This is a genomic window from Pseudomonas sp. MM211 (assembly GCF_020386635.1).
Classification (GTDB): domain Bacteria; phylum Pseudomonadota; class Gammaproteobacteria; order Pseudomonadales; family Pseudomonadaceae; genus Aquipseudomonas.
This window is the reverse complement of record NZ_CP081942.1, coordinates 4,614,550-4,640,898: the sequence shown is the minus strand read 5'-3', so window position 1 is coordinate 4,640,898 and position 26,349 is coordinate 4,614,550. Positions and strand designations below refer to the sequence as shown.

Sequence of the window (26,349 nt, the reverse complement as noted above, 5' to 3'; positions counted from 1 at the left end):
TGTGAGCAGGTTTCAGAATGTAGAGAGATACTAAGTGCAATGGCGCACAGGGATTGCGCCGATGTGGTCAAACCGACCGGCTCGCAGAAGCTTGGCGACATTTAGCGGGGCACGCCCCGCTGTAGGGAAGGTAGAGATGGTTCAGGTTAGAGCGCACCAGCCCACCAACGATGATGGCAGTATCAATCTCGAGGCTTGGCTGGAGCACGTCACGAGTGTCGATCCGGCACTCGATCGCGATGCCCTGCGTGACGCCTGCGAGTTCGCTCGAGCGGCCGAGCAGCAGGCCAATGCGGCGCAGAACCTGTGGACTGAAGGTGCGTCCAGTTTCAGTGCCGGGCTGGAGATCGCGGAGATCCTCGCCGATCTCAAACTCGATCAGGATTCCCTGGTCGCAGGCGTCATTTATCGCGGTGTGCGCGAAGGCAAGATTCCCCTGGCTGATGTTCGTCAGCGTTTTGGTCTGGTCGTCGGCAAGCTGATCGAAGGTGTGCTGCGTATGGCCGCCATCAGCGCCAGCCTCAATCCACGCGGCGAGTCTCTGGTACTGGGTTCCCAGGCCCAGGTCGACAACCTGCGCAAGATGCTGGTGGCGATGGTCGACGACGTGCGTGTCGCACTGATCAAGCTGGCCGAGCGAACCTGCGCGATCCGCGCGGTGAAGGACACCGACGAAGAGCGTCGCCAGCGCGTCGCCCGTGAAGTATTCGATATCTACGCACCGTTGGCCCACCGCCTGGGTATCGGCCATATCAAGTGGGAGCTGGAGGATCTGTCCTTCCGCTACCTCGAGCCCGAGCAGTACAAGCAGATCGCCAACCTGCTGCACGAGCGTCGGCTGGATCGCGAGCACTACATCAACGAAGTGATGGAACAGCTGCGCGAGGAGCTGGAAGCCACCGGCATTCAGGCCGATATCAGCGGTCGGGCGAAACACATCTATTCGATCTGGCGCAAAATGCAGCGCAAAGGCCTGCAGTTCAGTCAGATCTACGACGTGCGTGCAGTACGCGTGCTGGTGCCGGCCGTACGTGATTGCTACACCGCGCTGGGTATCGTGCATACCTTGTGGCGGCACATCCCCAAGGAGTTCGACGACTATATCGCCAACCCCAAGGAGAATGGCTACCGCTCGCTGCACACTGCAGTGCTGGGCCCCGAGGGCAAGGTGTTGGAGGTGCAGATCCGCACCTCCAACATGCATGAAGAGGCCGAACTTGGCGTCTGCGCCCACTGGCGCTACAAGGGCACCGACGTCAAATCGGGCGCCAGCAGCCATTACGAAGAAAAGATCTCCTGGTTGCGTCAGGTGCTCGAGTGGCACGAAGAGCTGGGCGATATCGGTGGCCTGGCCGAGCAGTTGCGTGTCGATATCGAGCCGGATCGGGTGTACGTATTCACCCCCGACGGCCATGCCATCGACCTGCCCAAGGGCTCTACGCCTTTGGATTTCGCCTACCGTGTGCACACCGAGATCGGCCACAACTGCCGCGGCGCCAAGATCAATGGCCGCATCGTGCCGCTGACCTACAGCCTGCAGACCGGCGAGCAGGTGGAGATCATCACCAGCAAGCAGGGCACGCCGAGTCGTGACTGGCTGAACTCCAACCTCGGTTACATCACTACCTCCAGGGCGCGGGCGAAAATCGTTCACTGGTTCAAGTTGCAGGATCGCGACCAGAACGTTGCGGCCGGCAAGGCGATGCTCGAGCGCGAGCTGGCGCGGGTGGCGTTGTCGCCGGTGGACTTCGAAAAACTCGCCGAGAAAGCCAATCTGCGTACCGCCGAGGATCTGTTCGCCTCCCTCGGTGCCGGCGACTTGCGCCTGGCTCAGCTGGTCAACCTGGCGCAGCAGTTGGTCGAGCCCGAGCGCGGGCATGAGCAGCTCGAACTGATTCCGCGCAAGGCCCAAGGCTTCAAACCGGGCAAGCGCGGCGATATCCAGATTCAGGGCGTAGGCAACCTGATGACGCAGATGGCCGGCTGCTGCCAGCCACTGCCGGGCGATCCCATCGTCGGCTACATCACGCTGGGGCGCGGTGTCAGCATCCACCGGCAGGATTGCGCGGCGGTGCTGCAACTGGGCGGGCGCGAGCCGGAAAGGATCATCCAGGTCAGCTGGGGGCCGGTGCCGGTACAAACCTACCCGGTGGACATCATCATTCGCGCCTACGACCGCTCCGGTCTGTTGCGTGACGTGACCCAGCTGCTGCTCAACGAGAGACTCAACGTGCTTGCGGTCAACACCCGCTCCAACAAGGAAGACAACACGGCGTCGATGTCGCTGACCGTTGAAATTCCTGGGCTGGATGCGCTAGGTCGTTTGCTGGGCCGCCTGTCGCAACTGCCCAACATCATCGAGGCGCGTCGCCACCGAGCGCCTTGAGCCGCCAGACAGGCGTGAGGCGTTCCCGCGCCTCACGCCTGCATCGACTGGAAAACTCCATGTACCAACTTACCGACCTGCTCAACCTGATGGCCCGCCTGCGCGACCCGCAGTACGGTTGCCCCTGGGATCTGCGCCAGTCCTACGCCAGCATCGTGCCGCACACCCTCGAAGAAGCCTATGAAGTGGCGGATGCCATTGAGCGTGAGGCGTTTTCCGAACTACCCGGTGAACTCGGCGACCTGCTGTTTCAGGTGGTTTACTACAGCCAGTTGGCCAGGGAAGAAGGGCGTTTCGAGTTCGCCGATGTGGTCGATGGCATCACCCGCAAGCTGGTGCGCCGCCATCCCCATGTATTTCCTGATGGTGATCTGTATGGACCTGTGGATCAGCCGCGGTTGAGCGAGGCCGAGGTCAAACAGCGCTGGGAGACCATCAAGGCCGAAGAGCGGGCGGAACGCTCAGCGGCCCCCCAGCAACTGTCATTGCTCGATGACGTGCCCAATGGATTGCCAGCCCTGAGCCGAGCCAAGAAGCTGCAGGGCCGTGCTGCGCTGGTCGGTTTCGACTGGCCCGATGCACTGCCGGTGCTCGATAAGGTGCGCGAAGAGCTGGATGAAGTGCTCGAAGCGATCAGCGAAAACGATCCGCAAGCTATTGCCGAGGAAATCGGTGACCTGTTGTTCAGTGCCACCAATCTGGCGCGGCACCTGAAGGTCGACCCGGAAGCGGCGCTGCGGGCAGCCAATGAAAAATTCGAGCGGCGCTTCCGTTTTATCGAGCAGGCATTGCGCGAAGCGGGGCGGCCCATCGAGAATTGCACACTGGATGAGCTCGATGCCCTGTGGGGCGAGGCCAAGAAAAACGAGAAGCTGCGAGGCTGCTGACTCAGGGCGGCACAGCCACCTTGATGGAAATCCGATGGGCGTGTCCCATCTCATTAAATTGTCTGCGGATAGGAAGGTTATGGCGATTTCATTACGTGACCAGTTGCTCAAGGCCGGGTTGGTCAACGAGAAGCAGGTCAAGCAGGCCAGTAAGCAACAGCACAAGCAGCAGCGGCTGGTGAAGAAAGGGCAGGCCGAAGAAGACAATTCTGGCCAGTTGGCCGCCCAGCAGGCCAAGGCCGAGAAAGCAGCGCGAGATCAGGAACTCAATCGTCAGCAGCAGGAAAAGACCGAGCAGAAAGCTCGCGCGGCGCAGATCAAGCAATTGATCGAGGTTTCCCGGTTGCCCAAGCTGACCACCGAGGATTACTACAACTTCGCCGATGACAAGAAGGTCAAGCGCCTGTCAGTCAATGCGCTGATGCGCGACAAGCTCAGCCGCGGTTCGCTGGCCATCGTCCGCCATGGTGGCGGTTACGAAGTGATTCCTCGCGAGGCGGCGCTGAAGATTCAGGAGCGCGACCCGCAGCGCATCCTGTTGCTCAACACGCCAACCGAAGCGCCGGACGAGGATGATCCGTACGCCGCGTATCAGGTACCTGACGACCTGATGTGGTGAGTGCCTGACATTGAAAAGCCCGCGATCTGCGGGCTTTTTATTGCGATTCCGGTAAGTGCTAGTGGGCGACTTCGGAGGATTCCAGTTCCGCCTGGTAGGCGACTGCCTCTTCTTCAGAGGGGAATATGCCGACCAGCTGGTCGTTCTGGTGGACGTCCCAGATGCGTTTGCCTTCGGCCTGGGCTTCATGAGACATGTGGTGTTCGTCACGCTCGGTCACTACTACTACGCTCATTCTTGTTTCTCCAGTTTTGCCGGATAGATGCGGCGCAAAGCCTTTACGGTCGTGCTTAGGCTGCTAAGCAACGACACAATTACGACTGTAGTAATTAGTTACAAGTTCCGCAAGCGCTTCGTTCGAGGATTTGCAGCGGCTCTGTAATAGGTCGGCCTGGCTACGTTTTGCAGGCGTAAAAAAACCGGGACATGCCCGGTTTTTTCTCTGTTGCGGCTCGACCTCAGTCGCGACGACCTTCGACCGTCTTGCCGTCGACCGTGCCCGACTTGAGCATGATCTGGTATTCCTTACCGTCCTTTTCTACCTGATGCAGGCGCACCAGCAGGTAGTCCCAGTCCTTGGCGAACCAGAGGATGGTCTTGCGGCTGCTCTGCGTCGGGTCACGCACGCGTTCGACCTTGATCGCATCGATCAGGCCGGCGCTGGTACGCACCACTTCTTCGCCGAGCACACGGAAGTCGTAGGTTTCGATTTCGTCACCATCGACCACCTGGTAGCTCATGCTCTTCTCGCCGGCGGCAACGTCATGCTGCAGGACGAGCTGGTAGGTCGATTTGTCTTGCATGCCGCGGTTCAGCGGGAAGCGCACAGGGTCGCCACGATCGCTGCCGATCACCTGTTTTTGCGACCAGTCGAAATCGAATTCGACATCCTTGCTCTTGCCCAGGCCGCTGCGTTCGAACTTGTAGCTCTGCGGCAGGAAGGCATCGTCCTCGACCGTGAAGGTGCTCTGCTCGGTTAGGCCGGCGACCAGCATGGAGGCCTTGAAGACCAGTTGCCAGCGACCATCATCGAGCTTCTGTAGGCTGCGTTCGGCCGAACCGCTGACCGGAACCTGTTTCCAGTCGGCGGTGTAGTTGGCGGAGAAGGGCTTGGGCTCTTCGGCGAGGGCAGGCAGGCTGAACAACGCCAGGGCTAACATTAGGGCGCGGCGCATGGAGTCTCCTTGCTGTTGATGAGGTAGCCGGTGGCCGGCAACGCATTACCGTCGAGCAGCGGGCCCGAATCACCGAGCCGTAAACGGCCTTCGGCGAACCAGCGCACGGCGAGCGGATAGATCTGGTGCTCTTGCACGTGAACCCGCTGCGCTAGGCTGGCGGCAGTGTCTTGCGACTGTACCGGGATTACTGCCTGTACGACCAGAGGGCCACCATCGAGTTCCTCCGTGACGAAGTGCACGCTACAGCCATGTTCGGCATCTCCGGCCTCCAGAGCGCGTCGATGGGTGTGCAAGCCTTTGTGGCGAGGGAGCAGCGAGGGGTGAATGTTCAGCAGGCGTCCGTGGTAGTGACGCACGAACGCAGGCGTGAGGATACGCATGAAGCCCGCCAGCACCACCAGTTGTGGCGCGAAGGCGTCGATGGACTGCATCAGCGCCTGATCGAAGGCATCGCGCCCGTCGTACTCGGCATGTTCGAGAACGCGGGTCGCGATGCCCGCGTCCCGCGCTCGCTGCAGACCGAAGGCATCACTGCGATTGGCGATCACCGCGACGACGCGCGCCGGGTTTTCGCCCTGGTCGATGCTGTCGATCAGCGCCTGAAGATTGCTACCGGTGCCGGACAGCAGCACCACCACGTTGCAGGGTCGCGGCATCAGTGGCTTTTCAGGTTGTTCAGCACGACGCGCTCGGCACCTTCGGCGGCAGCGGCGATCTGGCCGATGACCCACGGCTGCTCACCCGCGGCACGCAGGGCCTGCAGGGCAACTTCGACGTGCTCCTGGGCTACGCAGATGACCATGCCCACGCCGCAGTTCAGCACGCGGTGCATTTCGTGCTCGTCGACGTTGCCTTTTTCCTGCAGAAAGTCGAACACCACCGGACGTTGCCAGCTGGCCACGTCGATCACCGCCTGAGCGTTGTCCGGCAGTACGCGTGGGATGTTGTCGAGCAGGCCACCACCCGTGATGTGGGCCATGGCCTTGACCGCGCCGGTGTCCTTGATCAGCTTGAGCAGCGGTTTGACGTAGATGCGCGTCGGTGCCATCAGCAGATCGGCCAACGGCTTGCCGTCGAGCTCGGTCTTCTCGATATCGGTGCCGGATACTTCGAGGATCTTGCGGATCAGCGAATAGCCGTTGGAGTGCGGGCCGGAGGAGGGCAGCGCGATCAGTGCGTCGCCAGTGGCGACTTTGGAACCGTCGATGATTTCGGCTTTTTCCACGACGCCAACGCAGAAACCGGCCAGGTCGTAGTCTTCGCCTTCGTACATACCAGGCATCTCGGCGGTTTCACCACCAACCAGCGAGCAGCCGGCCAGTTCGCAGCCAGCGCCGATACCGGTAACCACGGTAGCCGCTACGTCGACGTTGAGCTTGCCGGTGGCGTAGTAATCGAGGAAGAACAGCGGCTCGGCACCGCAGACCACCAGATCGTTCACGCACATGGCGACCAGATCCTGGCCGATGCTGTCGTGCTTGTTCAGGTTCAGGGCCAGGCGCAGCTTGGTGCCAACGCCGTCGGTGCCGGAGACCAGTACGGGTTGCTTGTAGCCGGCCGGGATCTCGCACAGGGCGCCGAAGCCACCCAGGCCACCCATGACTTCAGGACGGGCGGTGCGCTTGGCTACGCCCTTGATGCGCTCGACCAGGGCTTCGCCTGCGTCGATATCTACACCTGCGTCCTTGTAGCTGATGGAGGGTTGCTTGCTCATAGATCCAGGCCTTTGGAAGGGGGAAAGTCGGAATAGCACCGGCCCCTCGGGGCCGTTCTGCGAAGGCGCGCGATTTTATCAGGCTTGCCCGGCAGCGGCCAGCCACAGCGCCGTGCGGAGGCTGATCGATGTGTCTGCGAGGCTTGAAAATGAAACCCATGCTCTGGGCGCAGGTCACAAACGGACACGGCGCCAGCGTCTCACGTGGCAACGCGGCTTGCGATGCGATGGCAACAGCCCCTAAGGTATAACGCCTCGGCTTCTGCCGTGCGCCGCCTTCTTTTCGTCGAGAGTCCCAATTCATGCGCCCGACCTTCCGCCCGCTGCTTCTTTGCCTGTCGCTCCTCAGCCTGCCGACCTTGGCGGCTACGGTCAGTGACCTCTATCAGGTGAAGGAGCCGGTCGCCAGCCAGCAGCCCGAAGAGCGTGATGCTGCCTTGCAGCGCGCCGTGGAGACGCTGGTGCTGCGCCTGACCGGCAAGCCTGAGGCGGTCAAGGGCAATGCGCTCGCGGAGCTGCGCAAGGATCCTCAGCAGATCGTCAGTCAGTATGGTTACGAGGGTGATCATCTGGTGGTCGATTTCGATGCCGTGTCCACGGATCGCTCGCTACGCCAGGCAGGGCTACCGCTGTGGGGCGTCAATCGTCCTGCCATTCTGGCTTGGTGGCTGAACGATACGGCCAATGGATCGAACATGGTCGGTGATGGTCAAGCCAGTGCCGAACCCCTGCGCCAGGCCGCGCAACATCGTGGCCTGCCGCTGCGCTTGCCGCTGGCTGATCTTAGCGAGCAGTTACTGGCGACCAGCGAGAATCTTGGCGCGAAGGATCCGGATTCCTTGCGCTCGGCCTCCGAGCGCTACGGCGCCGATGCGTTGCTGGCGGTTCGTGCCAGCGAGGCCGACGGCAAGTGGCAGGCCAGCTGGCAACTATGGTTGGGCGAAGAGCGCGAGCAGGGCAAGGCCGAAGGCGCCGATCAGGCTGCTCTGGCCGATGCTGTGCTGCTGGCCGTCAGCGAGCGCCTAGCGACGAAATTCGTGGTCGCGCCGGGAGCGACCAGCACCCAGACCGTGGAAATAATCGGTGCCGACCTGTCGCGCTACGCCGAGCTGCAGCGCGTGCTCGAGCCCTTCGGTGCGCAGTTGCAGTCCGTACAGGCTGATCGCCTGACCTACAAGGTCAGCGCCAGCGTCGAGCAACTGCGTACCCAGCTGGCGTTGCTACAGTTGCGTGAAGTCTCCGCCGCCGAACTGGCTGCCGAGGCGCCCGCCGAGGCCGAAGCGCCAGTGCCCGTGGATGCCGGCCAGGTGCCTGTCGAGCCACCGGCGTTGCCTACTGAGCCCACTATCGTGCCGCGTGACGATGTCCTGCGTTTTCGCTGGTAGACTTCCGCTAATCTGAACCGAACCGTTTCGCTGTCGACTGCTCCGGACTGGCTGCCGCCTGCCCGGATAGCGGTCAGTGCGCCGTGACCCGTTACTTCCCCCCTGAGGATTGAGCATGCCCCTTTCGTCTCGCTGGCTATGGATAGCTGCATTGCTGGTGCTGGGTGGCTTCCTGTACGTGCTGCATCCGATCCTTTCGCCTTTTCTGATCGGCATACTGATCGCCTATCTCGGCGATCCGCTGGTGGATCGTCTGGAGCGTCTGAAACTGTCGCGCACCTGGGGCGTGATCGTGGTGTTCGCGCTGTTCACGCTGCTGATCGCCCTGGCGATGCTGGTGCTCATCCCGATGCTCGGCAAGCAGCTGGCGCGCCTCTACGAACTGCTCCCGCAAATGCTCGACTGGGCGCAGAACCAGGCGTTGCCGTGGGTTCAGGTCAAGCTGGGGCTCAATGAGGGGTTCTGGCGTTTCGATCAGCTCAAGGCGGCGATCTCTGGCCATCTGGGGCAGACCACCGATATCGCCGGGCTGATTCTTTCCCAGGTGACGGCGTCGAGCCTGGCGCTGATGGCCTGGGTTGCCAACCTGCTGTTGATTCCAGTGGTCAGCTTTTACCTGATGCGTGACTGGGATCTGCTGGTAGCCAAGCTGCGCGGCCTGGTGCCGCGCGACAACGAGGGCGTTGTGGTGAAGCTGTTCGCTGAGTGCCATGAGGTGCTGGGCGCCTTCCTGCGTGGGCAGTTGTTGGTGATGCTCGCGCTGGGGGTGATGTATTCGGTCGGCCTGATGGCCATCGGCCTGGAGTTGGGCCTGTTGATCGGCCTGCTGGCGGGTCTCGCCAGCATCGTGCCTTATCTCGGTGTGGTGGTCGGTATCGGTGCGGCGCTGGTGGCGGGTCTATTCCAGTTCGGCGGTGATCCCTATCCGTTGCTGGCCATTGCCGGTGTATTCGTCGTGGGGCAGATGCTCGAGGGCATGCTGCTGACGCCGCTGCTGGTCGGTGATCGTATTGGTCTGCATCCGGTGGCAGTGATTTTCGCCATCATGGCGGGCGGGCAGTTGTTCGGTTTCACCGGCATTCTGCTGGCGTTGCCGGTGGCGGCGGTGATCATGGTGCTGCTGCGTCATGCGCATGACCTGTACAAACAGTCCGAGGCTTACAGCGGAGAGAAGCCCAGCGTCTGAAATCCTCGGCATGGCCGTTGCCAGGTTGCTAGCGCTTTGCGGGCAACTTGGTGCGGCACCGCTCTGGTTGCGTAAACCCTTGTATTGCCTTGGAAAGTACGGCAATGACAGGGCGCCTCCAAGGGTATAAACTTTGCCACCTTTATCCAGAGCCTCGATCTGGCTCCGACGAGCCCTGCCCCCAGCATGAAGCCGATTCAGTTGCCCTTGGGTGTGCGTCTGCGTGACGACGCCACCTTTGCCAATTACTACCCGGGCGCCAATGCCGCAGCTCTGGGGTATGTCGAGCGCCTGTGCGAAGCAGATGCTGGCTGGACGGAGAGCCTGATTTATCTGTGGGGCGGTGAGGGCGTCGGTCGCAGCCATCTGTTGCAGGCCGCCTGCCTGCGTTTCGAGCAGCTCGGTGAACGCGCCGTTTACCTGCCGCTGGCCGAGGTGGTGCAGTACGGCCCGGAGATTCTCGATAATCTCGAGCAGTTCGAGCTGGTTTGTCTGGACGACCTCGAAGCGGCAGCTGGGCAGCGTATCTGGGAAGAAGCCCTGTTCCATCTGTTCAACCGCCTGCGTGACAGCGGCCGCCGCCTGCTGCTGGCGGCCAACGCCTCGCCTCGCGAGTTGCCGATCAAACTCCCCGACCTGAAATCACGCCTGACCCTGGCACTGGTATTCCAGCTACAGTCGCTGTCCGACGAAGACAAGCTGCGCGCGCTGCAATTGCGTGCGTCGCGTCGCGGGCTGCATATGAGCGATGACGTCGGACGCTTCATTCTCACCCGTGGCGAGCGCAGCATGAGCGCCTTGTTCGAGTTGCTCGAACGCCTCGATCAGGCCTCACTGCAGGCCCAGCGCAAGCTGACCATTCCCTTCCTGAAAGAAACGTTGGGCTGGTAGTCGGCGCCCAGGCTCTGGTTCGCTTGCTGAGCTGACGCTACCGGCTCTTACAGGGCTAGTGCTAATTGTAGGAGCCCGCTTGCGGGCGATGCGATGGCAGGCATCCAGCCGATCCACTGCATGATGACCAATCGCCGGCAAGCCGGCTCCTACACGGCTTAATCGGCGCCAGTCATGTAGGAGCCCGCTTGCGGGCGATCCTATTCCTCCGCAGCGCCGCTGCTTGCGCCAATGCGCTGATATTGCGCGCACCAGCGGGTGTAGAATAGCGCGCTGGTGAACAGACTCAGGCTGAGGAGAATTTCCAGCCAGCCGAACAACTGCTTCGACGGGTCGAAGGCGGCGAGCACGCCCTGGATGAAGTACAGGTTGACCACGAAGCAGGCCCAGGAATGCGTCCGCGGGTGGCCGCCGATGATGCCTGGGGCGAGCAGCAGCAGGGGCAGCATCTGGAAGGCCAGCACCGCCCACAGCAATGAGCTGGGTACCGCTGCGTAGCCCAGGTTCCAGATCAACAGCAAGGCCGCCAGGCCCAGAAAACTGGCCAGGCTCAGGTAGCGGCACAGGCGCAGGCGTGGCAGTAGCCAGTCGATGCTGGGAAGCGGCTTAGCGGTTCTGCCCACGGTCATTTCCATTTCCCAGTTTGAGAGCGATAGTCGCCAGGCGTTGGCCGAGGGCACGGCACAGTGTGGTTTCGTGCTCGTCCAGCGCGCGTTTACCATCAGCCCCTGCGTGATGGCTGGCGCCATAAGGCGTGCCGCCGCCGCGTGTCTCGACCAGTGCCGATTCGCTGTAGGGCAGGCCGGTGATCAGCATGCCGTGGTGCAACAGCGGCAGCAGCATCGACAGCAGCGTGCTTTCCTGGCCGCCATGCAGGCTGGCGGTGGAGGTGAATACGCCGGCCGGCTTGCCGACCAGACTGCCGGTCAGCCACAGATTGCTGGTGCCGTCGAGGAAGTACTTCAGTGGTGCTGCCATGTTACCGAAGCGAGTCGGGCTACCCATGGCCAGGCCGGCGCAGTTCTTCAGGTCATCGAGGCTGGCATACGGGGCACCCTCGGCCGGAATCGCAGCGCTTACCGCTTCGCACTCGGCAGACACTGCCGGTACGGTACGCAGGCGCGCTTCCAGGCCTTGCATCTCCACGCCGCGGGCGATGTGGCGGGCCATCTCGGCGGTGGCGCCATGTCGGCTGTAATACAGCACGAGGATGTAGTCATTGCTCATGGCAGCAGATCCAGAACGTTCTCGGGGGGGCGGCCGATCACCGCGCGGTCGCCGGCGATCAGGATCGGGCGTTCGATCAGGCGTGGGTGAGCGGCCATGGCCTCGATCAGTTGCGCTTCGCTGAGCGCCTCGTTCGCCAGCTTCAACTCGCGGTATTCGTCTTCGCCGCTGCGCAGCAGTTGCCGTGCGGTGATGCCCAGCTTGGCCAGCAGGTCACGCAATTCCTCGGCGCTGGGGGGCGTTTCCAGATACAGCAGCACCGTTGGCTGTACACCGCGCTCTTCGAGCAGTTGCAGTGCACCTCGAGATTTGGAACAGCGCGGATTGTGGTAGAGCGTCAGGTCGGTCATGAGGTAGTCGCTTCTGGCGGCAGGTGAGCGCTATTCTAACCACGTAGGCGCCCTGCACTGAACCAGGTGCGGCAATGGATACGAACCTAAGTGCACACTCAGCGTCTGTTATGCGTCGCCTATATTGCCTTTTCGTGAACCCGGCCCGTTTCCAGGGGCTTTGGCTTCACCAGTACCTGGCCTTTTCGATTCACTGGCGTAGTGCTCTGACGCCGTGCGAAGCGTGGTGCCTGTATGGCTGTAGTTCGCGAGATATGGATCGGTTCTGAGAGGTAGGTATGCAGCAATTTTTGCGCGATTGGTGGGAGTTCGTGCGATTTCTCTGGCATCGGTTTTTCGAAAACCGCGGTGCCGACAATGCGGCTGCCCTGACTTACACCACGCTGTTCGCCGTGGTGCCGATGATGACGGTCACCTTTGCCATGCTATCTGCAGTCCCCGCTTTTCAGGGCAGTGGCGAGCAGATCCAGGCGTTCATATTCCATAACTTCGTGCCCTCGGCGGGTGAGGCGCTGCAGGAGTACCTGAGCGATTTCACCACGCAGGCTCGTCAACTGACCTGGATCGGCGTCGCGGTACTGGCGGTGACGGCGTTCTGGATGCTGGTGACCATCGAGCGCACCTTCAACACCATCTGGCGGGTTCGGCAGCCGCGTCGCGGCATTTCGACCTTCCTGCTGTACTGGGCGATTCTCAGCCTCGACCGATGCTGCTCGGCGCCGGTTTTGCCGTCAGCACCTATATCGCCTCGCTTTCGCTGCTCAGTGGGCCAGATGCCGTCGTCGGTGCCAAGACGCTGCTGCGTTTCACGCCTCTGCTGTTCAGTGTCGCGGCGTTCACGCTGCTCTACGCCGCGGTACCGAATGCCCGCGTGCCGCTGCGGCATGCGTTCTGGGGTGGCCTTTTCACGGCGATACTGCTGGAGCTTGCCAAGGCGCTTTTCGGCATCTACGTGCGCCTTTTTCCAGGCTACCAATTGATCTACGGCGCGTTCGCCACAGTGCCGCTGTTTCTGTTGTGGATCTACATGTCCTGGCTGATCGTGCTCGTCGGTGCCGAGCTGGTGTGCAATCTGGGTGTATCCCACCACTGGCGCAAGCAGGCGATGCCCCGTGTGCTGGTGCTGCTGGGTATTCTGCGGGTTTTCCAGTCGCGGCAGCGCTCTGGGCTGAAGGTGCGTCATCGGGACGTTCAGCGGCAGGGTTGGCTGTTGCCAGGGCATGAATGGGAAGAGGTGTTGAGCTTTCTCGAGAGCCAGCGTCTGGTGGCCTGTACGGGGGGAGACAGCTGGATGCTCAGTCGCGATCTTGGCCACTATTCGTTGCAGCAGTTGCTGGAGCGTAGCCCCTGGCCGCTACCGTATCTTAATCAGCTACCGGCAGAGCTGGACGAGCCCTGGTATCCCGACTTGCGTCAGGCCCTGCAGCGCCTGCACGAAGAGCAGACACTGCTGTTCGGTGACAGTCTGGCGCACTGGCTGGAAGGAGACGGGGGTGACAAAAAATGACAGATTGCGCGCCAGTTGAGTGTTCGGTTGGGCAAGGATGTTGCTGTGAAGCTCGATGGAGGCATGGCTGTTTCGTCGTTTAACTGGCGCCAGTACAATGGCATGATTCTGGCTAAGTGCCATACTCAATAGGTTTTCAGTATCCGGGTCGGGGAATGCATGCCATGAGTAACGCCACAGGGAAGGTCGTCATGCTTCATCCGCGTGATAGCAGGGCTGCGCTGGAAAGCCTGAATCGCATTACCGGACTCAGATTCAGCCATTGGCCGGAATCTCTCGTTTGCGTAATGGAAAAGGGCGTGCCGTCAGGCACTCTTTCGAGCCCCGTTGAACCCGGCGTGGATGCGCCCGCCAGTCAGGCGTTCGCCTGACTTCCTTGCGTTTGCGCGAGTGCTGGCTCGACGGCCTGCACGAACAGCTCTTCCACTTTCACCTCGATTCGCGGCAGCGCCGTACGTAGGCGAATCTGCATGTCTTCGATGCGTTGCGAAACGGCTAGGCGCGCAATGCCCGACAGGAGGATTCTGTCCTGGGCGCCCACCTTGGCGTGATCCAGGTTCACCGAGCGCAGTTGGCCAGCGTCGCGGTAGCTGACCTGCAGCGACACCAGGCTGTTGGCCTGGCCCGGTAGATGCAGCCAGGCGGCGATGTTGAATTCGGCCACGCGACCTTCGTAAGCGGTAAGTTGCAGGTGCGCGCTCTCGATGAGGTGCGCGGGTACGTGGCCGATCAGCGTGTCGTGAGCGTTGGGCATGGGGCTTTCCCTGGCTGCAAAAGGAAGTCAGCGGGAAAGTATAAAGAGCCGACCTGTTGCAAGACTGTGCGCCAGGCCGGCGTTCGGTGTGACCGGCCTCTCATTTATGGCAGTTCGAGAGGGTGGCGGCTCACCGTGGCGCTGGCCAGGTTGCAGGGCGGCAGTTGCAGTTGGTTCTGGCTGACCGCGTTAGGTAGCTGCAGCCAGAGATTCTCTCCGTCGGCGAACTGGTTGCGTGGCACCCACAGGCCGTGGTGCCAGCCGTTGCGGGGTTTCGGTGTGCTCTGCAGGATGCCGAGATGGGGTTGGCTGCTGGGCGTGCGCCTGAGCCAGGTCGGTTGCGCCAGGCCCTTCAGGTAGCGCAGACCGAGATGCAGGCCTTCGGCATTCAGGTGCCGCCAGCAAACCAGCGCAAGGACATCGCTATCGGCGATCAGCAGCACCAGTTGGCCGATGGGCAGCGTGCTCGCCGCCTGGGCCGAGCACAGCAGGCGTGCGCCGCCTGGGCCAATATCGAGAATCTGCCCCGGTGTGCAGTGCGGGCGTTGCTCGAGCAACTGGGCATGAATGGCCGGTACGCCAACCGCCAGTCGGCAATCGCTTTGCTGCGGCGTGCGTAGGTGACGGCGTTGATTGTTGCCTTGCCAGTGCTGCTGCACCCGCTCGAGCAGCTCGCGTTCTGCGGCGCTCTGCAGTGGCGCCGGTTCGCTCAGCGCTACCAGTAACGCGCCCAGCTCCAAGCGACGCAATGTGTCGGAGCTTGCTTGCGGTCGTTGCAGATAGGTCAGGCAGGGCTGAGCCCGAGCCAGGTCGATCAGTGCGCCTTCGGATTTGTCCTCGGTATCCCATGGCAGTAGTCTGGCGGTCGCTGCCAGCGGTGCCAGGGCGGTGAACAGCCGCTCGCTTTCTTCTGGATGCAGGTGCGGCGGATTGCTGAGAGCCAGCAATAGTGTCTGCTGGTAAAGGCCGCGTAGCGTGTCGGCGGGCGTTGGCAGAAACGCTGCTGCCACAGGCTCGTCGAGGCAGTCCTGCTGTTCGCCTAGCCAGTACAGCAAGTGGCTATCGCGCCACAGCTCGGGGGCGGGCTCGCGATACTGTTGATAATGGCGCAGCAGCGTCTGTGCGATGAAGTGCTGAGCCATATACAGGCACCAGGCCAGATGCGGGGGCGATGGCTTGTGCCCCTGGAATATCTGCAGCAGCAGGCGCTTGAAGCCGATGGCCAGTTCGCTACACAGCATGAGCAGCGGAACCGACGGTGTAGCGTGGCTGGCTGCGTGATAATGGCGATATTCATCGCTGAAGTTTTGCAGCGTGCGTTGTCTTTCGAGTAAGGTCATTGTGCTGCGGTTGAGGCGCGCAAGCAGTGCGAGTGCCTCTTGCAATCCTGCTTCTACAGCCTGCTGGCGGGCCGCGCAGAGACGCTCGGCGAGTTCGGTTTGGGTGATCGAATTGGTCTGGGGCGCGTCGGGCACGTCGAGCTGCGAGGCATCCAGTGTCATAGCAACACTACCGGTATGAGGGCCGTTTCCATGGTAAAGCGACTCCAGTCAGTCATTCGGATCATGATGGTGCTCGCCGCCGGGTTGGCACTGGCGGGATGCGGGGATGACTTCGGTGTCGACCAGCATGGGCGAAAGGTAGCGGTTGAGCGTCTGGAAGGCCAGTGGCTGGTTATCAATTATTGGGCTGAATGGTGCGGCCCATGCCGTTCCGAGATCCCCGAGCTGAATGCGTTGGCCCCGGAACTGGAGAAACAGTCGATAAGCGTATTCGGTGTGAACTTCGATGGCTTGCAGGGTGATGAGCTTTCCCGTGCAACCGAAGCGCTTGGCATCGAATTCACCGTGCTGGCCAAGGATCCTGCCGAGCACTATGGCTTGCCGCCCAGCGATGCACTGCCGGTGACCTACATCGTTGATGACAAGGGCAAGGTACGGGAACGGCTGCTCGGCGAGCAGAATGCCGAAAGTCTCAAGGCGCGCTTGAGCGCATTGCGCCAGGAGGGATAACGCGGTGGCCAGTTTGAGTCTGCAAGGGCATATCAGTGGGCGCGTTCAGGGCGTCGGCTTTCGCCAAAGTACTGCCGCCGAGGCTCTGCGGCTTGGGCTGTCCGGCTGGGTGCGCAACCTGAGCGATGGCCGAGTGGAAGTGTCTTTCGAAGGTGACATGACCGCTGTGCGTGCGTTGGCCGGTTGGCTGGAGAACGGGCCGCTCCCGGCGAACGTGACTGAGCTAGCGCTGCAGGAGCAGCCTTTGCAAGGCCACACGCAATTCGTCGTCCGTTAATCCTCGCCCGGGTCGGCGACCAGCCGTCCAGCGTCATCGGTTAGCGATTTGAGAAACGCCGCCTGCAGTTCTGGGTCGTTGCGGGTTAGTTCGATCAGGCTCTGCTCGAGCTCGCTGGCTTCTTCTTCAAGCCCCAGTTCGGACAAGCGCTTGACGCGATGTACCCATTGCTCGACTTCCGCGCCTTCCAGATCGTCATAGATCAGATCATGGGCCTCGCGCAGCTTGCCGCGCAGGGTACGGCTGACCAGCAGAGTGGCCTCGGCACTGGTCGAGTCCTGATCGTCGGTGACCGTCAGCAGCAGCGTGCCGATACGGGCGATATCCTGATCGGCGAAGGGGCCGTCGAGCAGGTTCAGGCGTAGCACGCCGTTGTGATCGGTCAGCAATTCGTGGGTCTGGTCGCCGGCCTTGATCAGCACCGGACGCTCGCCCCAAGGCAGGCTGGAATATTCGGTACGGGTTTCCTGACGCTTTTCGTCGATACCGGCCAGGTTCTGTTGCGAACGGCCGTTGGACTCGACGTTCATGAACGGATTGATACCCGCCACGCCATAGCTGATCCAGTCCTTGGTCGCCGTGTCCGGCAAGCGACCGAGGGCCACCACGTTGAGCACATTGGCACCGACGCCGCCGACGATGGCCACCGCGCCCAGCGGCACTTCATAGATTTCGCGCCAGGGCTGATACGGCGTGTAGCGATCGTAGTGGCGTGTGACCTCGAAGGGCGTCACTTCGAAGACCTTCTGCTCGTGCACCCGTACACGACGCTGCGGCAGCTCCAGAACCTGAGGCTGGCCGACGTCGATCTGCAGGCTGTGGCTCAACAGTTTGCGCTCGATGCGCTCCTCGTGCTCGCTGCGCTGTGGCAAATGATTGGCACAGCCAGTGAGGAGGATGGCGCCACAGGTAGTGGCGCCGACGAGGCGTAAGGTGCTTCGCTTGAACATGACGGCTCTTTGGCGGGTCAGCGGCGGATACGGTTCTGGATGAACGACAGGACATCGGCAACGGCAACTGGTTGAGCCGCGGTTTCCACGCGGCTCTTGTATTCCAGATTGCCTTCGGCGAGGCCGCGGTCGCTGACCACGATGCGATGCGGGATGCCGATCAATTCCATGTCCGCGAATTTGATGCCCGGACTGGTCTTTTTGTCACGGTCGTCGAGCAATACATCGAAGCCGGCAGCGGTCAGTTCCGCATACAGCTTGTCGGTCGCCTCGCGTACCGCGTCGGTTTCGTAGCGCAGTGGTACCAGCGCGATCTGGAAGGGCGCCAGGGTGTCGTTCCAGATGATGCCGCGCTCGTCGGAGTTCTGCTCGATAGCTGCTGCCACCACGCGGGAAACGCCGATGCCGTAGCAGCCCATGCTCAGGGTGACGGGCTTGCCGTTCTCGCCCAGAACCTGGCAGTTCATCGATTCGCTGTACTTGGTACCCAGCTGGAAGATGTGCCCGACTTCGATGCCGCGCTTGATTTCCAGGGTGCCCTGGCCGTCCGGGCTCGGATCGCCGGCCACCACGTTGCGCAGGTCGGCAACGGTCGGCACAGGTAGGTCGCGTTCCCAGTTGACGCCGAAATAGTGCTTGTCGTCGATGTTGGCACCGATGGCGAAATCGCTCATCAGCTCGACCGAGCGGTCGATGATGATTGGCAGCGACAGATTCAACGGGCCCAGAGAGCCTGCGCCTGCACCGATGGCTGCGCGCAGCTCGGCATCCGAAGCCATTAACAGCGGGCTGGCAACGCCCGGCTGGTTGCCGGCCTTGATCTCGTTCAGCTCGTGATCGCCACGGATGATCAGCGCGATCAGCTTGCCTTCTTCTTCGGCATGCACGATCAGCGTCTTGATGGTGCGCTCGATAGGCAGATCGAAGCCATCCACCAGTTGCTGGATGGTTTTCGCGTTTGGTGTGTCGATCAGGCGCAGTTCTTCACTGGCTGCCGGGCGAGTGGTCTCGCGAGGAATCGCTTCGGCCTTCTCGATGTTGGCGGCGTAGTCGGAGACATTGCTAAACACGATGTCATCTTCGCCGGAGTCGGCCAGCACATGGAATTCGTGCGAGCCAGCGCCACCGATCGAACCGTTGTCGGCCACCACCGGGCGGAAGTTCAGGCCCAGGCGGGTGAAGATATTGCAGTAGGCCTGATGCATGCGGTCATAGGTCTGCTGCAGCGAAGCCTGATCGGCGTGGAAGGAGTAGGCATCCTTCATGATGAATTCACGGCCACGCATCAAACCGAAGCGTGGGCGGATTTCATCGCGGAATTTGGTCTGGATCTGGTACATGTTCAACGGCAGCTGCTTGTAGCTGTTCAGCTCGTTGCGCGCCAGGTCGGTGATGACCTCTTCGTGGGTCGGGCCAACGCAGAACTCGCGGTCATGGCGATCCTTGACGCGCAGCAGTTCCGGGCCGTACTGCACCCAACGGCCGGACTCCTGCCACAGTTCGGCAGGCTGAATGGCGGGCATCAACACTTCCAGAGCACCAGCGGCATCCATCTCTTCGCGCACGATCCTCTCCACCTTGCGCAGGGTGCGCAGGCCCATCGGCAGCCAGGTGTACAGGCCGGAAGCGAGCTTGCGGATCATCCCGGCGCGCAGCATCAGCTGGTGGCTGATGACGACAGCATCGGAAGGCGTTTCTTTGAGGGTAGAAAGCAGGAACTGACTGGTACGCATGATGGGCCGTTCTGTCGGTTGCAAAGGGGATTTTTATGGCTCGGCATTGTACGGCGACAGCTCTGTTGCGTACAGGACGCAGAATGTCAGAGGGGTATGGTGGAAGGGTGTGTGCGCCAAATTGAGGCGCCACCTTGGCGCTGGTAGTCGGTATTGGTGCGCCTATGGGCGTCCGGAATCGATCGCTGGCCGTTTCAATGCACTTGTTCGTGACTGATTTGCTTTGAGGTTTCTTTCAGTCAATAAAAAACCCGGCCTAAGCCGGGTTTTCTGAACTGTTATCAGGCTTTCGCGAGATTACAGAACGCTGAGCGGGTAGTTCACGTAGAAGCGGACTTCGTTGGTGTCATCAATGTTGACGTCACTAACTTCGGAGTTGGCACGCAGCAGCGAGGCACGCAGACGGAAGGAGAGATCCTTGGCTGCACCGCTCTGAACGGTGTACGCCACCTGGTTGAAGAACTCGTGCTCTTTACCGTTGGTATTGGTGATCACGCCGTCTTCGCGGGAAGTGATGTTGTCAGCCCAGATGTAAGCGGTTTTGAAGGTCAGGCCTGGAACACCGTACGATGCGAAATTGATGTCGTAGCTGGCTTGCCAGGAGCGCTCGTCTTCCAGGTTGAAGTCAGACAGGAAGCTGTTGGCTACGAAGATCGCACCGCCACCGTCGCCGCCGCCATAAATGAAGCCCTGGCTGCCAGTGTTGCGCTGGTGAGCGATAGTGAAGGCGTGAGCACCGACGCTGTATTTGGCCGCCAGACTCCAGATGGTGTTGTCGCCACCGCCAACTTCGCGATCGTAATCGCTGTCGTAGATGTTGAAGTCGAAGCTCAGGGCTTGTTCTTCGGTCAGCGGCAGATTGTAGTTCAGGTTGGCGTAGTTACGCTTGTACTGATCTTCCAGGTCGCTGTGGTACAGGGCAGCGCTCAGGTCGTCAGTGAAGGAGTAAGAGCCGCCGAATACGTTGATCGACTTCAGACCAGCGCTGTCGCGACCGGATTGACGCATGGAGTTCTGAGCGGTGAAGCGGCCAGCGTTCAGTTCGAGACCTTCGATCTCGGTGCTGGTGATCATGGTGCCTTCGAAGGTTTCCGGCAGCAGACGGCCGTCATCGTAAGCCAGAACCGGCAGAGCAGGCAGTTGCGAACCGTAGGTCACTACGGTGTTGGAGAAGCGAGCCTTGACCGCAGCATTGGCGATGGTCAGGTCTTTGCCTTCGTTCTCCGGAAACATGCCAACGCCACGACGGCCGCTACCAGTGTCCAGTTGGAACAGGGTGCCGGCATAAGCGTTCACGCCGAATCCAACGGTACCCTGAGTAAAGCCGGATTCGAACAGAGCACGAGCGCTGGCGCCCCACTCTTCGGAGTAGCCGACACGATTGCCACTGCTATCGACGTTGCGAGCAGCACCATTACGAGCATCGCGGTTGTAGTACATGCTGCGCGCAAGGAGCGACAGGCTGCTGTCTTCGACGAAACCCTTGGATTCGGATTGATCCGAAGCCACTGCCATTTGAGAGGTACCCGCGGCTACTGCCAGGGCCATTACGCTCCACTTCATCACTCGCATCGTGATTTGCTCCTTTGGTTTAGAAGAGTAGTTCCACTGCTCAATTGGTTGTTATGGAGAGCAGCTCTATTTCTTTTTGTGTCGGATGGAACTTATAGCACGGTGCTTTGTATGGCGATAGTTTCAATCTATCCACTGGTCGCACTCCGCAGCTCTGTCGAAAGGCTCAAGAAGGCACATCGCAATCTCAAGAATCCCCACCCGTGCAGCACCTACCGACTATTTTTCAGCTCTTGATCAGGCGCGGTGACGTTACCACGTTGCCCTGAAGATGAGCGTTACAGGCTTTAAAGCAAGACTCGTGCTCAAATTGCTAAAGCGGCCAAATAAATAGGCCTCCGGGCTCTGAATGGGCCGCTCCGCTGAGCAAAGATACAAATTCCCGACCTAAACTTTTCATTTCTGCTGTTGTACTTAGGGAGCTTATTAATAGGAGGAATATTTTTGCCGGTTTTCTTGATAATGATTTTTAATTAAGGAGTCGGATGTTTCTCAAATGTTTACTTCGGGAAACAATATGGTGCGCCCTGGAAATTGCTTGTGGCGTTTTTGCGCATTTTTGGTGCGTCGCTGTCAGGGTTAAATTTCCAAGGCATGCCCGGTATGCTGACTGCCCTTGTTCCGGTCGCCACCATACCTTCGGTGGGCACCTTTTACGTTGAGTGGTGAGTTGATGTTCGTTCTGGATTCCCGCCTGCAGCAGGACACCTTCGTGCTGGGGGAATTTCCCCTGAGTCGTCTGCTGCTGAGCAACGATGCACGCTATCCGTGGTTCATCCTGGTTCCACGTCGAGAGGAGGTCAGTGAGGTCTTCCAGCTCGATGCAGACGATCAGCGTGCGCTGTGGGGGGAAACCGCGCTGCTGGCCGAAGTGCTGAAGGATGCGTTCAAGGCGGACAAGATCAATATCGCCACGCTGGGTAATGTGGTGAGCCAACTGCATATGCATGTGATCGTACGTTACCGCGACGATGATGCCTGGCCCGCTCCTGTGTGGGGGCGCCACCCGGCAAAGCCTTATGAGCAAGAGCAGTTGTCTGCCCTGCGCGACAGGTTGCAGTCGGTCATGCCTGCACAGTTTCAATTCGGAGACGTATAAGTGAAGGTGCTCGAAGATCGCATCGTCGAGCTGGAGAGCCGTCAGGCCTTCCAGGACGACACTATCCAGGCGCTCAACGATGCGCTGGTGGAGCAGCAAAAGCTCATCGAGCGTCTGCAACTGCATATGCAGGCGATTGCCAAGCGGCAGGACGAGGTCAGCCCTTTCGGCAGTTCCCAGGATGAAGCGCCGCCGCCTCATTATTGAGGCCTGCGCCAGAAACGAAAAAGCCCGCATCGCTGCGGGCTTTTCTTTGTGCGGTGACTTAGCGCCGGGTTGGCAGCGCCGCGATCACGTCTTCAGCCTGCAAGCCTTTGTCGCGCTGCATGACGGAAAACTCCACACGTTGACCTTCTACCAAAACGCGGTGACCTTCGCCGCGGATGGCACGAAAGTGCACGAAGATATCTTCGCCGACATCGCGGGAGATAAAGCCAAAGCCCTTGGAAGTATTGAACCACTTGACCGTGCCTGTCTCACGATCTCCCAGATCCTGTGGCACTGAGGTCTTCTGCCGCTCGAAACGCAGATTGGTTGCCAGGTGCAGGGCGACTGCAATGGCGATGATCAGCAGGCTGAACAGAAGAGCGGGTTGCTCGGCAATCAAGGGCAGTGGAGCGAGCAGAATCAGTGCTTGCAGTAGCGTGCCTAGAATCAGCAGGGCGCACACCAGGTTTTGCAGTTGCTGGCGCAGGCTGTTGTGCCAAATGGGGAATTGAGTGGCCAGCAGTAGATTGAGGAAACCAAAAAGAGCCAGGCACAGCGCGTCTGGGTTCTGCAGGAACGGCTGGGCTTGATCGCTCAGGCTAGGTGTAGTGGATAGCAGCAGGGCGGATAGCCCGACCAGAAGGTGGACGATTTTCAACATGTTCAACGCACTCACTTAATAAAGGAACACCAGGAAGAGCTGGCTCCACGCGATTTGCCGTGACGTAAGGGCGATAGATATACGAGAGGGCCAGCCTATGCGCCTGCCCGAGGGCTCGGGATGACAGCACGGGGCGTATTTAACAGCAAAGGAGGGGGGTTCTCAAATCAGTAGCGTTACAGCGTGCGGTTGCAGCACTGCGATCAGTGATGCGGATAAGTGAACGATGGACGCCACAGAGGCGGCCATCGCGACAAGCGGGATCAGGAAGCCAGCAGGCTGCGCAGCATCCATGCGGTTTTTTCATGAACCTGCATACGCTGAGTCAGCAGGTCGGCGGTCGGCTCGTCACTGACCTTATCCAGCAGCGGGAAGATACCGCGGGCTGTACGCACGACCGCTTCCTGGCCCTGCACCAGCAGCTTGATCATTTCTTCGGCGCTAGGTACGCCTTCTTCTTCCTTGATCGACGACAGGCGTGCATAGGCCGCATAGGTGCCTGGAGCCGGGAAGCCCAGCGCACGGATGCGTTCTGCGATCTGATCGACGGCCAGTGCCAGCTCGGTGTACTGCCCTTCGAACATCAGGTGCAGGGTGTTGAACATCGGCCCGGTAACGTTCCAGTGGAAGTTGTGGGTTTTCAGATACAGGGTGTAGGTGTCGGCCAGCAGGCGCGACAGGCCTTCGGCGATGGAGGCGCGATCCTGTTCAGCGATTCCGATGTTGATTTCCATGGATTTTTCTCCTGTTGGTAGTAGTAGGGCGCTTAGCCTTGCAGATGGGCAGAGCCTATCATGGTGAACTTGAGCGGCCATGTGCTTTGTATCAATGGCAGCGATCAGCGAAAACTATGCGCGGACGTCAGTGGGTACTTGCTCGGCTGCGCGGTGCTGCTTAACCATATATAATCGGCTGCTTTGCTGCAGCGACAGACCGTCTGGCTTGTCCGTGCCAATCCGCGCAATGCATGTTGCCGGATCGGACGAAAGACGCCGGCTCGCGGTTCAATGAATTTCAGACTCAAGAGAAGCGATTATCCCCATGATGCGCAGCCACTATTGCGGCCAGTTGAACGAAAGCCTGGAAGGCCAGGAAATCACCCTTTGCGGATGGGTTCACCGTCGCCGTGACCACGGCGGTGTGATCTTCCTCGACATCCGTGACCGTGAAGGCCTGGCTCAGGTGGTGTTCGACCCGGATCGCGCCGACACCTTCGCCAAGGCTGACCGTGTGCGCAGCGAATACGTGGTCAAGATTACCGGCAAGGTACGCCTGCGTCCGGCCGGTGCGGTCAACGCCAACATGGCCTCGGGTGCTATCGAAGTGCTCGGCTATGAGCTGGAAGTACTGAACGAAGCGGAAACTCCGCCGTTCCCGCTCAACGAATACTCCGATGTCGGTGAAGAAACCCGCCTGCGCTATCGTTTCATCGACCTGCGTCGCCCGGAAATGGCCGAGAAGCTCAAGCTGCGCTCGCGTATCACCAGCAGCATCCGTCGCTACCTGGACGAGAACGGCTTCCTCGACGTGGAAACGCCGATCCTCACCCGCGCCACGCCGGAAGGCGCCCGCGACTATTTGGTGCCGAGCCGTACCCACGCTGGCAGCTTCTTCGCATTGCCGCAGTCGCCGCAGCTGTTCAAGCAATTGCTGATGGTCGCCGGCTTCGACCGCTACTACCAGATCGCCAAGTGCTTCCGCGACGAAGACCTGCGTGCCGACCGCCAGCCGGAATTCACCCAGATCGACATCGAGACCAGCTTCCTCGACGAAGCCGACATCATGCATCTCACCGAGACCATGATCCGCAACCTGTTCAAGGAAGTGCTGGACGTCGAATTCGCCGAGCTACCGCACATGACCCTGGCCGAAGCCATGCGTCGTTTCGGCTCCGACAAGCCGGATCTGCGCATCCCGATGGAACTGGTCGACGTTGCCGATCAGCTCAAGGATGTCGACTTCAAGGTTTTCTCGGGCCCGGCCAACGATCCGAAAGGCCGCGTTGCCGCGCTGCGCGTACCCGGCGGTGCGAGCATGCCGCGTAAGCAGATCGACGACTACACCAAGTTCGTCGGCAACTACGGCGCCCGTGGTCTGGCCTACATCAAGGTCAACGAGCGCGCCAAGGGCGTTGAAGGCTTGCAGTCGCCGATCGTCAAGAACATCGCCGAGCCAAACCTCAACACCATCCTCGATCGCGTTGGCGCGGTCGATGGTGACATCGTGTTCTTCGGCGCCGACCGCGCCAAGGTGGTCAACGATGCTCTGGGCGCGCTGCGCATCAAGCTTGGCCATGACCTGAATCTGCTGACTGCCGAGTGGGCACCGCTGTGGGTCGTCGACTTCCCGATGTTCGAAGAGAACGACGACGGCAGCCTGACCGCCATGCACCACCCGTTCACCTCGCCGAAGTGCTCGGCCGAAGAGCTGGAGGCCAACCCGGCCGCAGCGCTGTCCCGCGCCTATGACCTGGTGCTCAACGGCACCGAACTGGGTGGCGGTTCGATCCGTATCCACGACAAGGGCATGCAGCAGACCGTGTTCCGCGTGCTGGGTATCAGCGAAGACGAGCAGCAGGAGAAGTTCGGCTTTCTGCTCGACGCCCTCAAGTACGGTGCACCGCCCCATGGTGGTCTGGCCTTCGGCCTCGACCGTCTGGTGATGCTGATGACCGGTGCCAGCTCGATTCGCGAAGTCATCGCCTTCCCGAAAACCCAGAGTGCTGCCTGCGTCATGACTCAGGCGCCAGGTGTGGTAGACGGCAAATCGCTGCGCGAGCTGCACATTCGCCTTCGTGAGCAACCCAAGGCGGAGTAAGCGCCAAACGGTATGCCGAGCCCAGGGAAACCTGGGCTCGTTCATTGTGAAATCTGAAAAATCTGGAGTGGAATATGGCCGGTCATTCCAAATGGGCCAACATCAAGCACCGCAAGGGGCGCCAGGACGCCAAGCGCGGCAAGATCTTCACCAAGCTCATCCGTGAGCTGACCGTTGCTGCCAAGCACGGTGGCCCGATACCCGCAGACAACCCGCGTCTGCGCCTGGCCGTCGACAAAGCGTTGACCAACAACATGTCCCGCGACGTGATTGACCGTGCCATCGCCCGCGGTGCCGGCAACAACGAAGCCGACAACGTCGTCGAGTTCAGCTACGAAGGTTATGCGCCGAGCGGTGTGGCGATCATCGTCGAAGTGATGACCGACAACCGCAACCGCACCGCCGCCGAAGTGCGCCACGCGTTCACCAAGTGTGGCGGCAACCTGGGCACTGATGGCTCGGTGGCTTACATGTTCGAGCGCAGAGGGCAGATTGGCTTCGCTTCGGGTGTCGACGAAGATGCGCTGATGGAAGCTGCGCTGGAAGCCGGTGCTGATGACGTGGAGATGGGCGAGGACGGCGCTGCGCTGGTCTCGACCAGCTTCACCGAGTTCCACGCAGTGAACGAAGCGCTGAGCACTGCCGGCTTCAAGGGTGAGGAGGCGGATATCGCCATGATCCCGTCGATCAGTGCGCCGATCACCGATCTGGAAACCGCGCAGAAGGTATTCAAGCTGATCGATATGCTCGAAGACCTGGATGATGTGCAAAACGTCTATCACAACGCCGAAGTCTCCGACGAGATCATGGAACAGCTCGGCTGATAGTCTGAGTGGGTTGTAGAGCCGGAAGTTGCCATGGGGGCTTCCGGCTTTTTTATGGCCGACCGTTTTGCGCGAGCCAGGGCTCTTATGATGAAAAATGCATCTTATGTCCG

The 26,349-nt window shown here is 60.6% G+C and carries 26 protein-coding genes and 2 pseudogenes; 13 read left to right on the top strand and 15 right to left on the bottom strand.

Annotated elements, in window-relative coordinates; genetic code table 11:
* Nucleotides 1–136 precede the first annotated feature (136 nt).
* The 3 genes from relA to K5Q02_RS21400 all read left to right on the top strand — a co-directional run bounded on the left by relA (nucleotide 137) and on the right by K5Q02_RS21400 (nucleotide 3,892).
* The gene (gene relA / locus K5Q02_RS21410; RefSeq protein WP_225834045.1) at nucleotides 137–2,386 is read left to right on the top strand and encodes a GTP diphosphokinase; all 2,250 of its coding nucleotides are present in this window, start codon (nucleotides 137–139) and stop codon (nucleotides 2,384–2,386) included.
* Nucleotides 2,387–2,445: 59 nt separating this feature from the next.
* Nucleotides 2,446–3,273: a nucleoside triphosphate pyrophosphohydrolase gene (gene mazG / locus K5Q02_RS21405; protein WP_225834043.1), complete on the top strand. Its 828-nt coding sequence runs from the start codon at nucleotides 2,446–2,448 to the stop codon at nucleotides 3,271–3,273.
* A gap of 79 nt (nucleotides 3,274–3,352) precedes the next feature.
* A complete protein-coding gene (locus tag K5Q02_RS21400; protein WP_225834042.1) occupies nucleotides 3,353–3,892 on the top strand; it encodes a DUF2058 domain-containing protein in 540 nt (179 codons plus the stop codon).
* 58 nt (nucleotides 3,893–3,950) lie between these two features.
* On the opposite strand, the gene K5Q02_RS21395 is transcribed toward K5Q02_RS21400, so the two are convergent.
* From K5Q02_RS21395 to purM, 4 genes are all read right to left on the bottom strand, one after another.
* Nucleotides 3,951–4,127: a hypothetical protein gene (locus K5Q02_RS21395; RefSeq protein ID WP_225834040.1), complete on the bottom strand. Its 177-nt coding sequence runs from the start codon at nucleotides 4,125–4,127 to the stop codon at nucleotides 3,951–3,953.
* A gap of 223 nt (nucleotides 4,128–4,350) precedes the next feature.
* A complete protein-coding gene (locus K5Q02_RS21390) occupies nucleotides 4,351–5,067 on the bottom strand; it encodes a DUF3108 domain-containing protein (RefSeq protein WP_225834038.1) in 717 nt (238 codons plus the stop codon).
* Nucleotides 5,052–5,726, bottom strand: coding sequence for a phosphoribosylglycinamide formyltransferase (gene purN / locus K5Q02_RS21385; protein ID WP_225834036.1), 675 nt, complete (start codon nucleotides 5,724–5,726; stop codon nucleotides 5,052–5,054). The genes K5Q02_RS21390 and purN overlap by 16 nt, the downstream gene beginning before the upstream one ends.
* Entirely contained in the window at nucleotides 5,726–6,784 is a 1,059-nt protein-coding gene (gene purM, locus K5Q02_RS21380) for a phosphoribosylformylglycinamidine cyclo-ligase (RefSeq protein WP_225834028.1), read from the bottom strand. The genes purN and purM overlap by 1 nt, the downstream gene beginning before the upstream one ends.
* A gap of 302 nt (nucleotides 6,785–7,086) precedes the next feature.
* On the opposite strand from purM, the gene K5Q02_RS21375 reads away from it, so the two are divergent.
* The 3 genes from K5Q02_RS21375 (at nucleotide 7,087) to hda (ending at nucleotide 10,246) form a co-directional block, all read left to right on the top strand.
* Nucleotides 7,087–8,169 carry a DUF2066 domain-containing protein gene (locus tag K5Q02_RS21375; protein ID WP_225834026.1) on the top strand — a complete coding sequence of 361 codons (1,083 nt, stop codon included), beginning with the start codon at nucleotides 7,087–7,089 and terminating at the stop codon, nucleotides 8,167–8,169.
* Nucleotides 8,170–8,284: 115 nt separating this feature from the next.
* The gene (locus K5Q02_RS21370) at nucleotides 8,285–9,355 is read left to right on the top strand and encodes an AI-2E family transporter (RefSeq protein ID WP_225834018.1); all 1,071 of its coding nucleotides are present in this window, start codon (nucleotides 8,285–8,287) and stop codon (nucleotides 9,353–9,355) included.
* Between the two features lie 186 nt (nucleotides 9,356–9,541).
* Entirely contained in the window at nucleotides 9,542–10,246 is a 705-nt protein-coding gene (gene hda, locus K5Q02_RS21365) for a DnaA regulatory inactivator Hda (protein ID WP_225834016.1), read from the top strand.
* Nucleotides 10,247–10,446: 200 nt separating this feature from the next.
* Here hda and K5Q02_RS21360 read toward each other — a convergent pair whose 3' ends face one another.
* Genes K5Q02_RS21360 through arsC form a run of 3 tightly spaced genes read right to left on the bottom strand, consistent with a single transcriptional unit; the run spans nucleotide 10,447 to nucleotide 11,823 of the window.
* Nucleotides 10,447–10,869 carry a DUF2069 domain-containing protein gene (locus K5Q02_RS21360; RefSeq protein WP_225834015.1) on the bottom strand — a complete coding sequence of 141 codons (423 nt, stop codon included), beginning with the start codon at nucleotides 10,867–10,869 and terminating at the stop codon, nucleotides 10,447–10,449.
* Nucleotides 10,853–11,473: an NAD(P)H:quinone oxidoreductase gene (wrbA, locus tag K5Q02_RS21355; protein WP_225834013.1), complete on the bottom strand. Its 621-nt coding sequence runs from the start codon at nucleotides 11,471–11,473 to the stop codon at nucleotides 10,853–10,855. The genes K5Q02_RS21360 and wrbA overlap by 17 nt, the downstream gene beginning before the upstream one ends.
* Nucleotides 11,470–11,823 carry an arsenate reductase (glutaredoxin) gene (gene arsC / locus K5Q02_RS21350; RefSeq protein ID WP_225834011.1) on the bottom strand — a complete coding sequence of 118 codons (354 nt, stop codon included), beginning with the start codon at nucleotides 11,821–11,823 and terminating at the stop codon, nucleotides 11,470–11,472. The genes wrbA and arsC overlap by 4 nt, the downstream gene beginning before the upstream one ends.
* A 278-nt stretch (nucleotides 11,824–12,101) precedes the next feature.
* Here arsC and K5Q02_RS21345 point away from each other — a divergent pair.
* A pseudogene (locus K5Q02_RS21345) lies at nucleotides 12,102–13,330 on the top strand (YihY family inner membrane protein).
* Nucleotides 13,331–13,685: 355 nt separating this feature from the next.
* Here the strand turns inward: K5Q02_RS21345 and K5Q02_RS21335 are convergent.
* Both K5Q02_RS21335 and K5Q02_RS21330 read right to left on the bottom strand, forming a co-directional pair.
* On the bottom strand, nucleotides 13,686–14,084 hold the full coding sequence (locus K5Q02_RS21335; protein ID WP_225834009.1) for a hypothetical protein: 399 nt from the start codon (nucleotides 14,082–14,084) through the stop codon (nucleotides 13,686–13,688).
* Nucleotides 14,085–14,188: 104 nt separating this feature from the next.
* The gene (locus K5Q02_RS21330; protein WP_225834006.1) at nucleotides 14,189–15,586 is read right to left on the bottom strand and encodes a PilZ domain-containing protein; all 1,398 of its coding nucleotides are present in this window, start codon (nucleotides 15,584–15,586) and stop codon (nucleotides 14,189–14,191) included.
* 30 nt (nucleotides 15,587–15,616) lie between these two features.
* Here K5Q02_RS21330 and K5Q02_RS21325 point away from each other — a divergent pair, with 30 nt between their 5' ends.
* Together K5Q02_RS21325 and K5Q02_RS21320 are read left to right on the top strand one after the other, a co-directional pair.
* Entirely contained in the window at nucleotides 15,617–16,096 is a 480-nt protein-coding gene (locus tag K5Q02_RS21325; protein ID WP_225834005.1) for a TlpA disulfide reductase family protein, read from the top strand.
* 4 nt (nucleotides 16,097–16,100) lie between these two features.
* On the top strand, nucleotides 16,101–16,373 hold the full coding sequence (locus K5Q02_RS21320; RefSeq protein ID WP_225834003.1) for an acylphosphatase: 273 nt from the start codon (nucleotides 16,101–16,103) through the stop codon (nucleotides 16,371–16,373).
* Here the strand turns inward: K5Q02_RS21320 and K5Q02_RS21315 are convergent.
* The 3 genes from K5Q02_RS21315 to K5Q02_RS21305 all read right to left on the bottom strand — a co-directional run bounded on the left by K5Q02_RS21315 (nucleotide 16,370) and on the right by K5Q02_RS21305 (nucleotide 20,628).
* Nucleotides 16,370–17,323, bottom strand: coding sequence for a hypothetical protein (locus K5Q02_RS21315; protein WP_225834001.1), 954 nt, complete (start codon nucleotides 17,321–17,323; stop codon nucleotides 16,370–16,372). The two genes, K5Q02_RS21320 and K5Q02_RS21315, sit on opposite strands and share 4 nt — an antisense overlap.
* A gap of 17 nt (nucleotides 17,324–17,340) precedes the next feature.
* Nucleotides 17,341–19,056, bottom strand: coding sequence for a proline--tRNA ligase (locus K5Q02_RS21310; protein ID WP_225833999.1), 1,716 nt, complete (start codon nucleotides 19,054–19,056; stop codon nucleotides 17,341–17,343).
* 297 nt (nucleotides 19,057–19,353) lie between these two features.
* Nucleotides 19,354–20,628 carry an OprD family outer membrane porin gene (locus tag K5Q02_RS21305; protein ID WP_225833997.1) on the bottom strand — a complete coding sequence of 425 codons (1,275 nt, stop codon included), beginning with the start codon at nucleotides 20,626–20,628 and terminating at the stop codon, nucleotides 19,354–19,356.
* Nucleotides 20,629–21,301: 673 nt separating this feature from the next.
* On the opposite strand from K5Q02_RS21305, the gene K5Q02_RS21300 reads away from it, so the two are divergent.
* A complete protein-coding gene (locus K5Q02_RS21300; RefSeq protein ID WP_225833995.1) occupies nucleotides 21,302–21,727 on the top strand; it encodes an HIT family protein in 426 nt (141 codons plus the stop codon).
* Entirely contained in the window at nucleotides 21,728–21,934 is a 207-nt protein-coding gene (locus K5Q02_RS21295; protein WP_225833993.1) for a SlyX family protein, read from the top strand. It begins immediately after the preceding gene.
* Between the two features lie 58 nt (nucleotides 21,935–21,992).
* Here the strand turns inward: K5Q02_RS21295 and K5Q02_RS21290 are convergent, their stop codons facing one another.
* From K5Q02_RS21290 to K5Q02_RS21285, 3 genes and pseudogenes are all read right to left on the bottom strand, one after another.
* Nucleotides 21,993–22,217, bottom strand: coding sequence for a cold-shock protein (locus K5Q02_RS21290; protein WP_165496028.1), 225 nt, complete (start codon nucleotides 22,215–22,217; stop codon nucleotides 21,993–21,995).
* 105 nt (nucleotides 22,218–22,322) lie between these two features.
* A pseudogene (locus K5Q02_RS24435) lies at nucleotides 22,323–22,595 on the bottom strand (cold shock domain-containing protein membrane protein); the annotation flags it as partial.
* A gap of 263 nt (nucleotides 22,596–22,858) precedes the next feature.
* Nucleotides 22,859–23,329: a Dps family protein gene (locus K5Q02_RS21285; RefSeq protein ID WP_225833990.1), complete on the bottom strand. Its 471-nt coding sequence runs from the start codon at nucleotides 23,327–23,329 to the stop codon at nucleotides 22,859–22,861.
* A gap of 307 nt (nucleotides 23,330–23,636) precedes the next feature.
* Between K5Q02_RS21285 and aspS the strand changes: the two genes are divergently transcribed.
* Nucleotides 23,637–25,412 carry an aspartate--tRNA ligase gene (aspS, locus tag K5Q02_RS21280; RefSeq protein ID WP_225833988.1) on the top strand — a complete coding sequence of 592 codons (1,776 nt, stop codon included), beginning with the start codon at nucleotides 23,637–23,639 and terminating at the stop codon, nucleotides 25,410–25,412.
* A 74-nt stretch (nucleotides 25,413–25,486) separates the two neighbouring features.
* Entirely contained in the window at nucleotides 25,487–26,236 is a 750-nt protein-coding gene (locus K5Q02_RS21275) for a YebC/PmpR family DNA-binding transcriptional regulator (RefSeq protein WP_225833985.1), read from the top strand.
* Nucleotides 26,237–26,349 lie beyond the last annotated feature (113 nt).

Coding starts and splice junctions, on each gene's coding strand:
- aspS (WP_225833988.1), top strand. CDS start 23,637: ATGATGCGCAGCCACTATTGCGGCCAGTTGAACGAAAGCCTGGAAGGC.
- arsC (WP_225834011.1), bottom strand. CDS start 11,823: ATGACCGACCTGACGCTCTACCACAATCCGCGCTGTTCCAAATCTCGA.
- K5Q02_RS21330 (WP_225834006.1), bottom strand. CDS start 15,586: ATGACACTGGATGCCTCGCAGCTCGACGTGCCCGACGCGCCCCAGACC.
- hda (WP_225834016.1), top strand. CDS start 9,542: ATGAAGCCGATTCAGTTGCCCTTGGGTGTGCGTCTGCGTGACGACGCC.
- K5Q02_RS21310 (WP_225833999.1), bottom strand. CDS start 19,056: ATGCGTACCAGTCAGTTCCTGCTTTCTACCCTCAAAGAAACGCCTTCC.
- mazG (WP_225834043.1), top strand. CDS start 2,446: ATGTACCAACTTACCGACCTGCTCAACCTGATGGCCCGCCTGCGCGAC.
- K5Q02_RS21300 (WP_225833995.1), top strand. CDS start 21,302: ATGTTCGTTCTGGATTCCCGCCTGCAGCAGGACACCTTCGTGCTGGGG.
- K5Q02_RS21370 (WP_225834018.1), top strand. CDS start 8,285: ATGCCCCTTTCGTCTCGCTGGCTATGGATAGCTGCATTGCTGGTGCTG.
- K5Q02_RS21375 (WP_225834026.1), top strand. CDS start 7,087: ATGCGCCCGACCTTCCGCCCGCTGCTTCTTTGCCTGTCGCTCCTCAGC.
- purM (WP_225834028.1), bottom strand. CDS start 6,784: ATGAGCAAGCAACCCTCCATCAGCTACAAGGACGCAGGTGTAGATATC.
- K5Q02_RS21285 (WP_225833990.1), bottom strand. CDS start 23,329: ATGGAAATCAACATCGGAATCGCTGAACAGGATCGCGCCTCCATCGCC.
- purN (WP_225834036.1), bottom strand. CDS start 5,726: ATGCCGCGACCCTGCAACGTGGTGGTGCTGCTGTCCGGCACCGGTAGC.
- wrbA (WP_225834013.1), bottom strand. CDS start 11,473: ATGAGCAATGACTACATCCTCGTGCTGTATTACAGCCGACATGGCGCC.
- K5Q02_RS21315 (WP_225834001.1), bottom strand. CDS start 17,323: ATGTTCAAGCGAAGCACCTTACGCCTCGTCGGCGCCACTACCTGTGGC.
- K5Q02_RS21400 (WP_225834042.1), top strand. CDS start 3,353: ATGGCGATTTCATTACGTGACCAGTTGCTCAAGGCCGGGTTGGTCAAC.
- K5Q02_RS21325 (WP_225834005.1), top strand. CDS start 15,617: ATGGTAAAGCGACTCCAGTCAGTCATTCGGATCATGATGGTGCTCGCC.
- relA (WP_225834045.1), top strand. CDS start 137: ATGGTTCAGGTTAGAGCGCACCAGCCCACCAACGATGATGGCAGTATC.
- K5Q02_RS21395 (WP_225834040.1), bottom strand. CDS start 4,127: ATGAGCGTAGTAGTAGTGACCGAGCGTGACGAACACCACATGTCTCAT.
- K5Q02_RS21275 (WP_225833985.1), top strand. CDS start 25,487: ATGGCCGGTCATTCCAAATGGGCCAACATCAAGCACCGCAAGGGGCGC.
- K5Q02_RS21390 (WP_225834038.1), bottom strand. CDS start 5,067: ATGCGCCGCGCCCTAATGTTAGCCCTGGCGTTGTTCAGCCTGCCTGCC.
- K5Q02_RS21335 (WP_225834009.1), bottom strand. CDS start 14,084: ATGCCCAACGCTCACGACACGCTGATCGGCCACGTACCCGCGCACCTC.
- K5Q02_RS21305 (WP_225833997.1), bottom strand. CDS start 20,628: ATGCGAGTGATGAAGTGGAGCGTAATGGCCCTGGCAGTAGCCGCGGGT.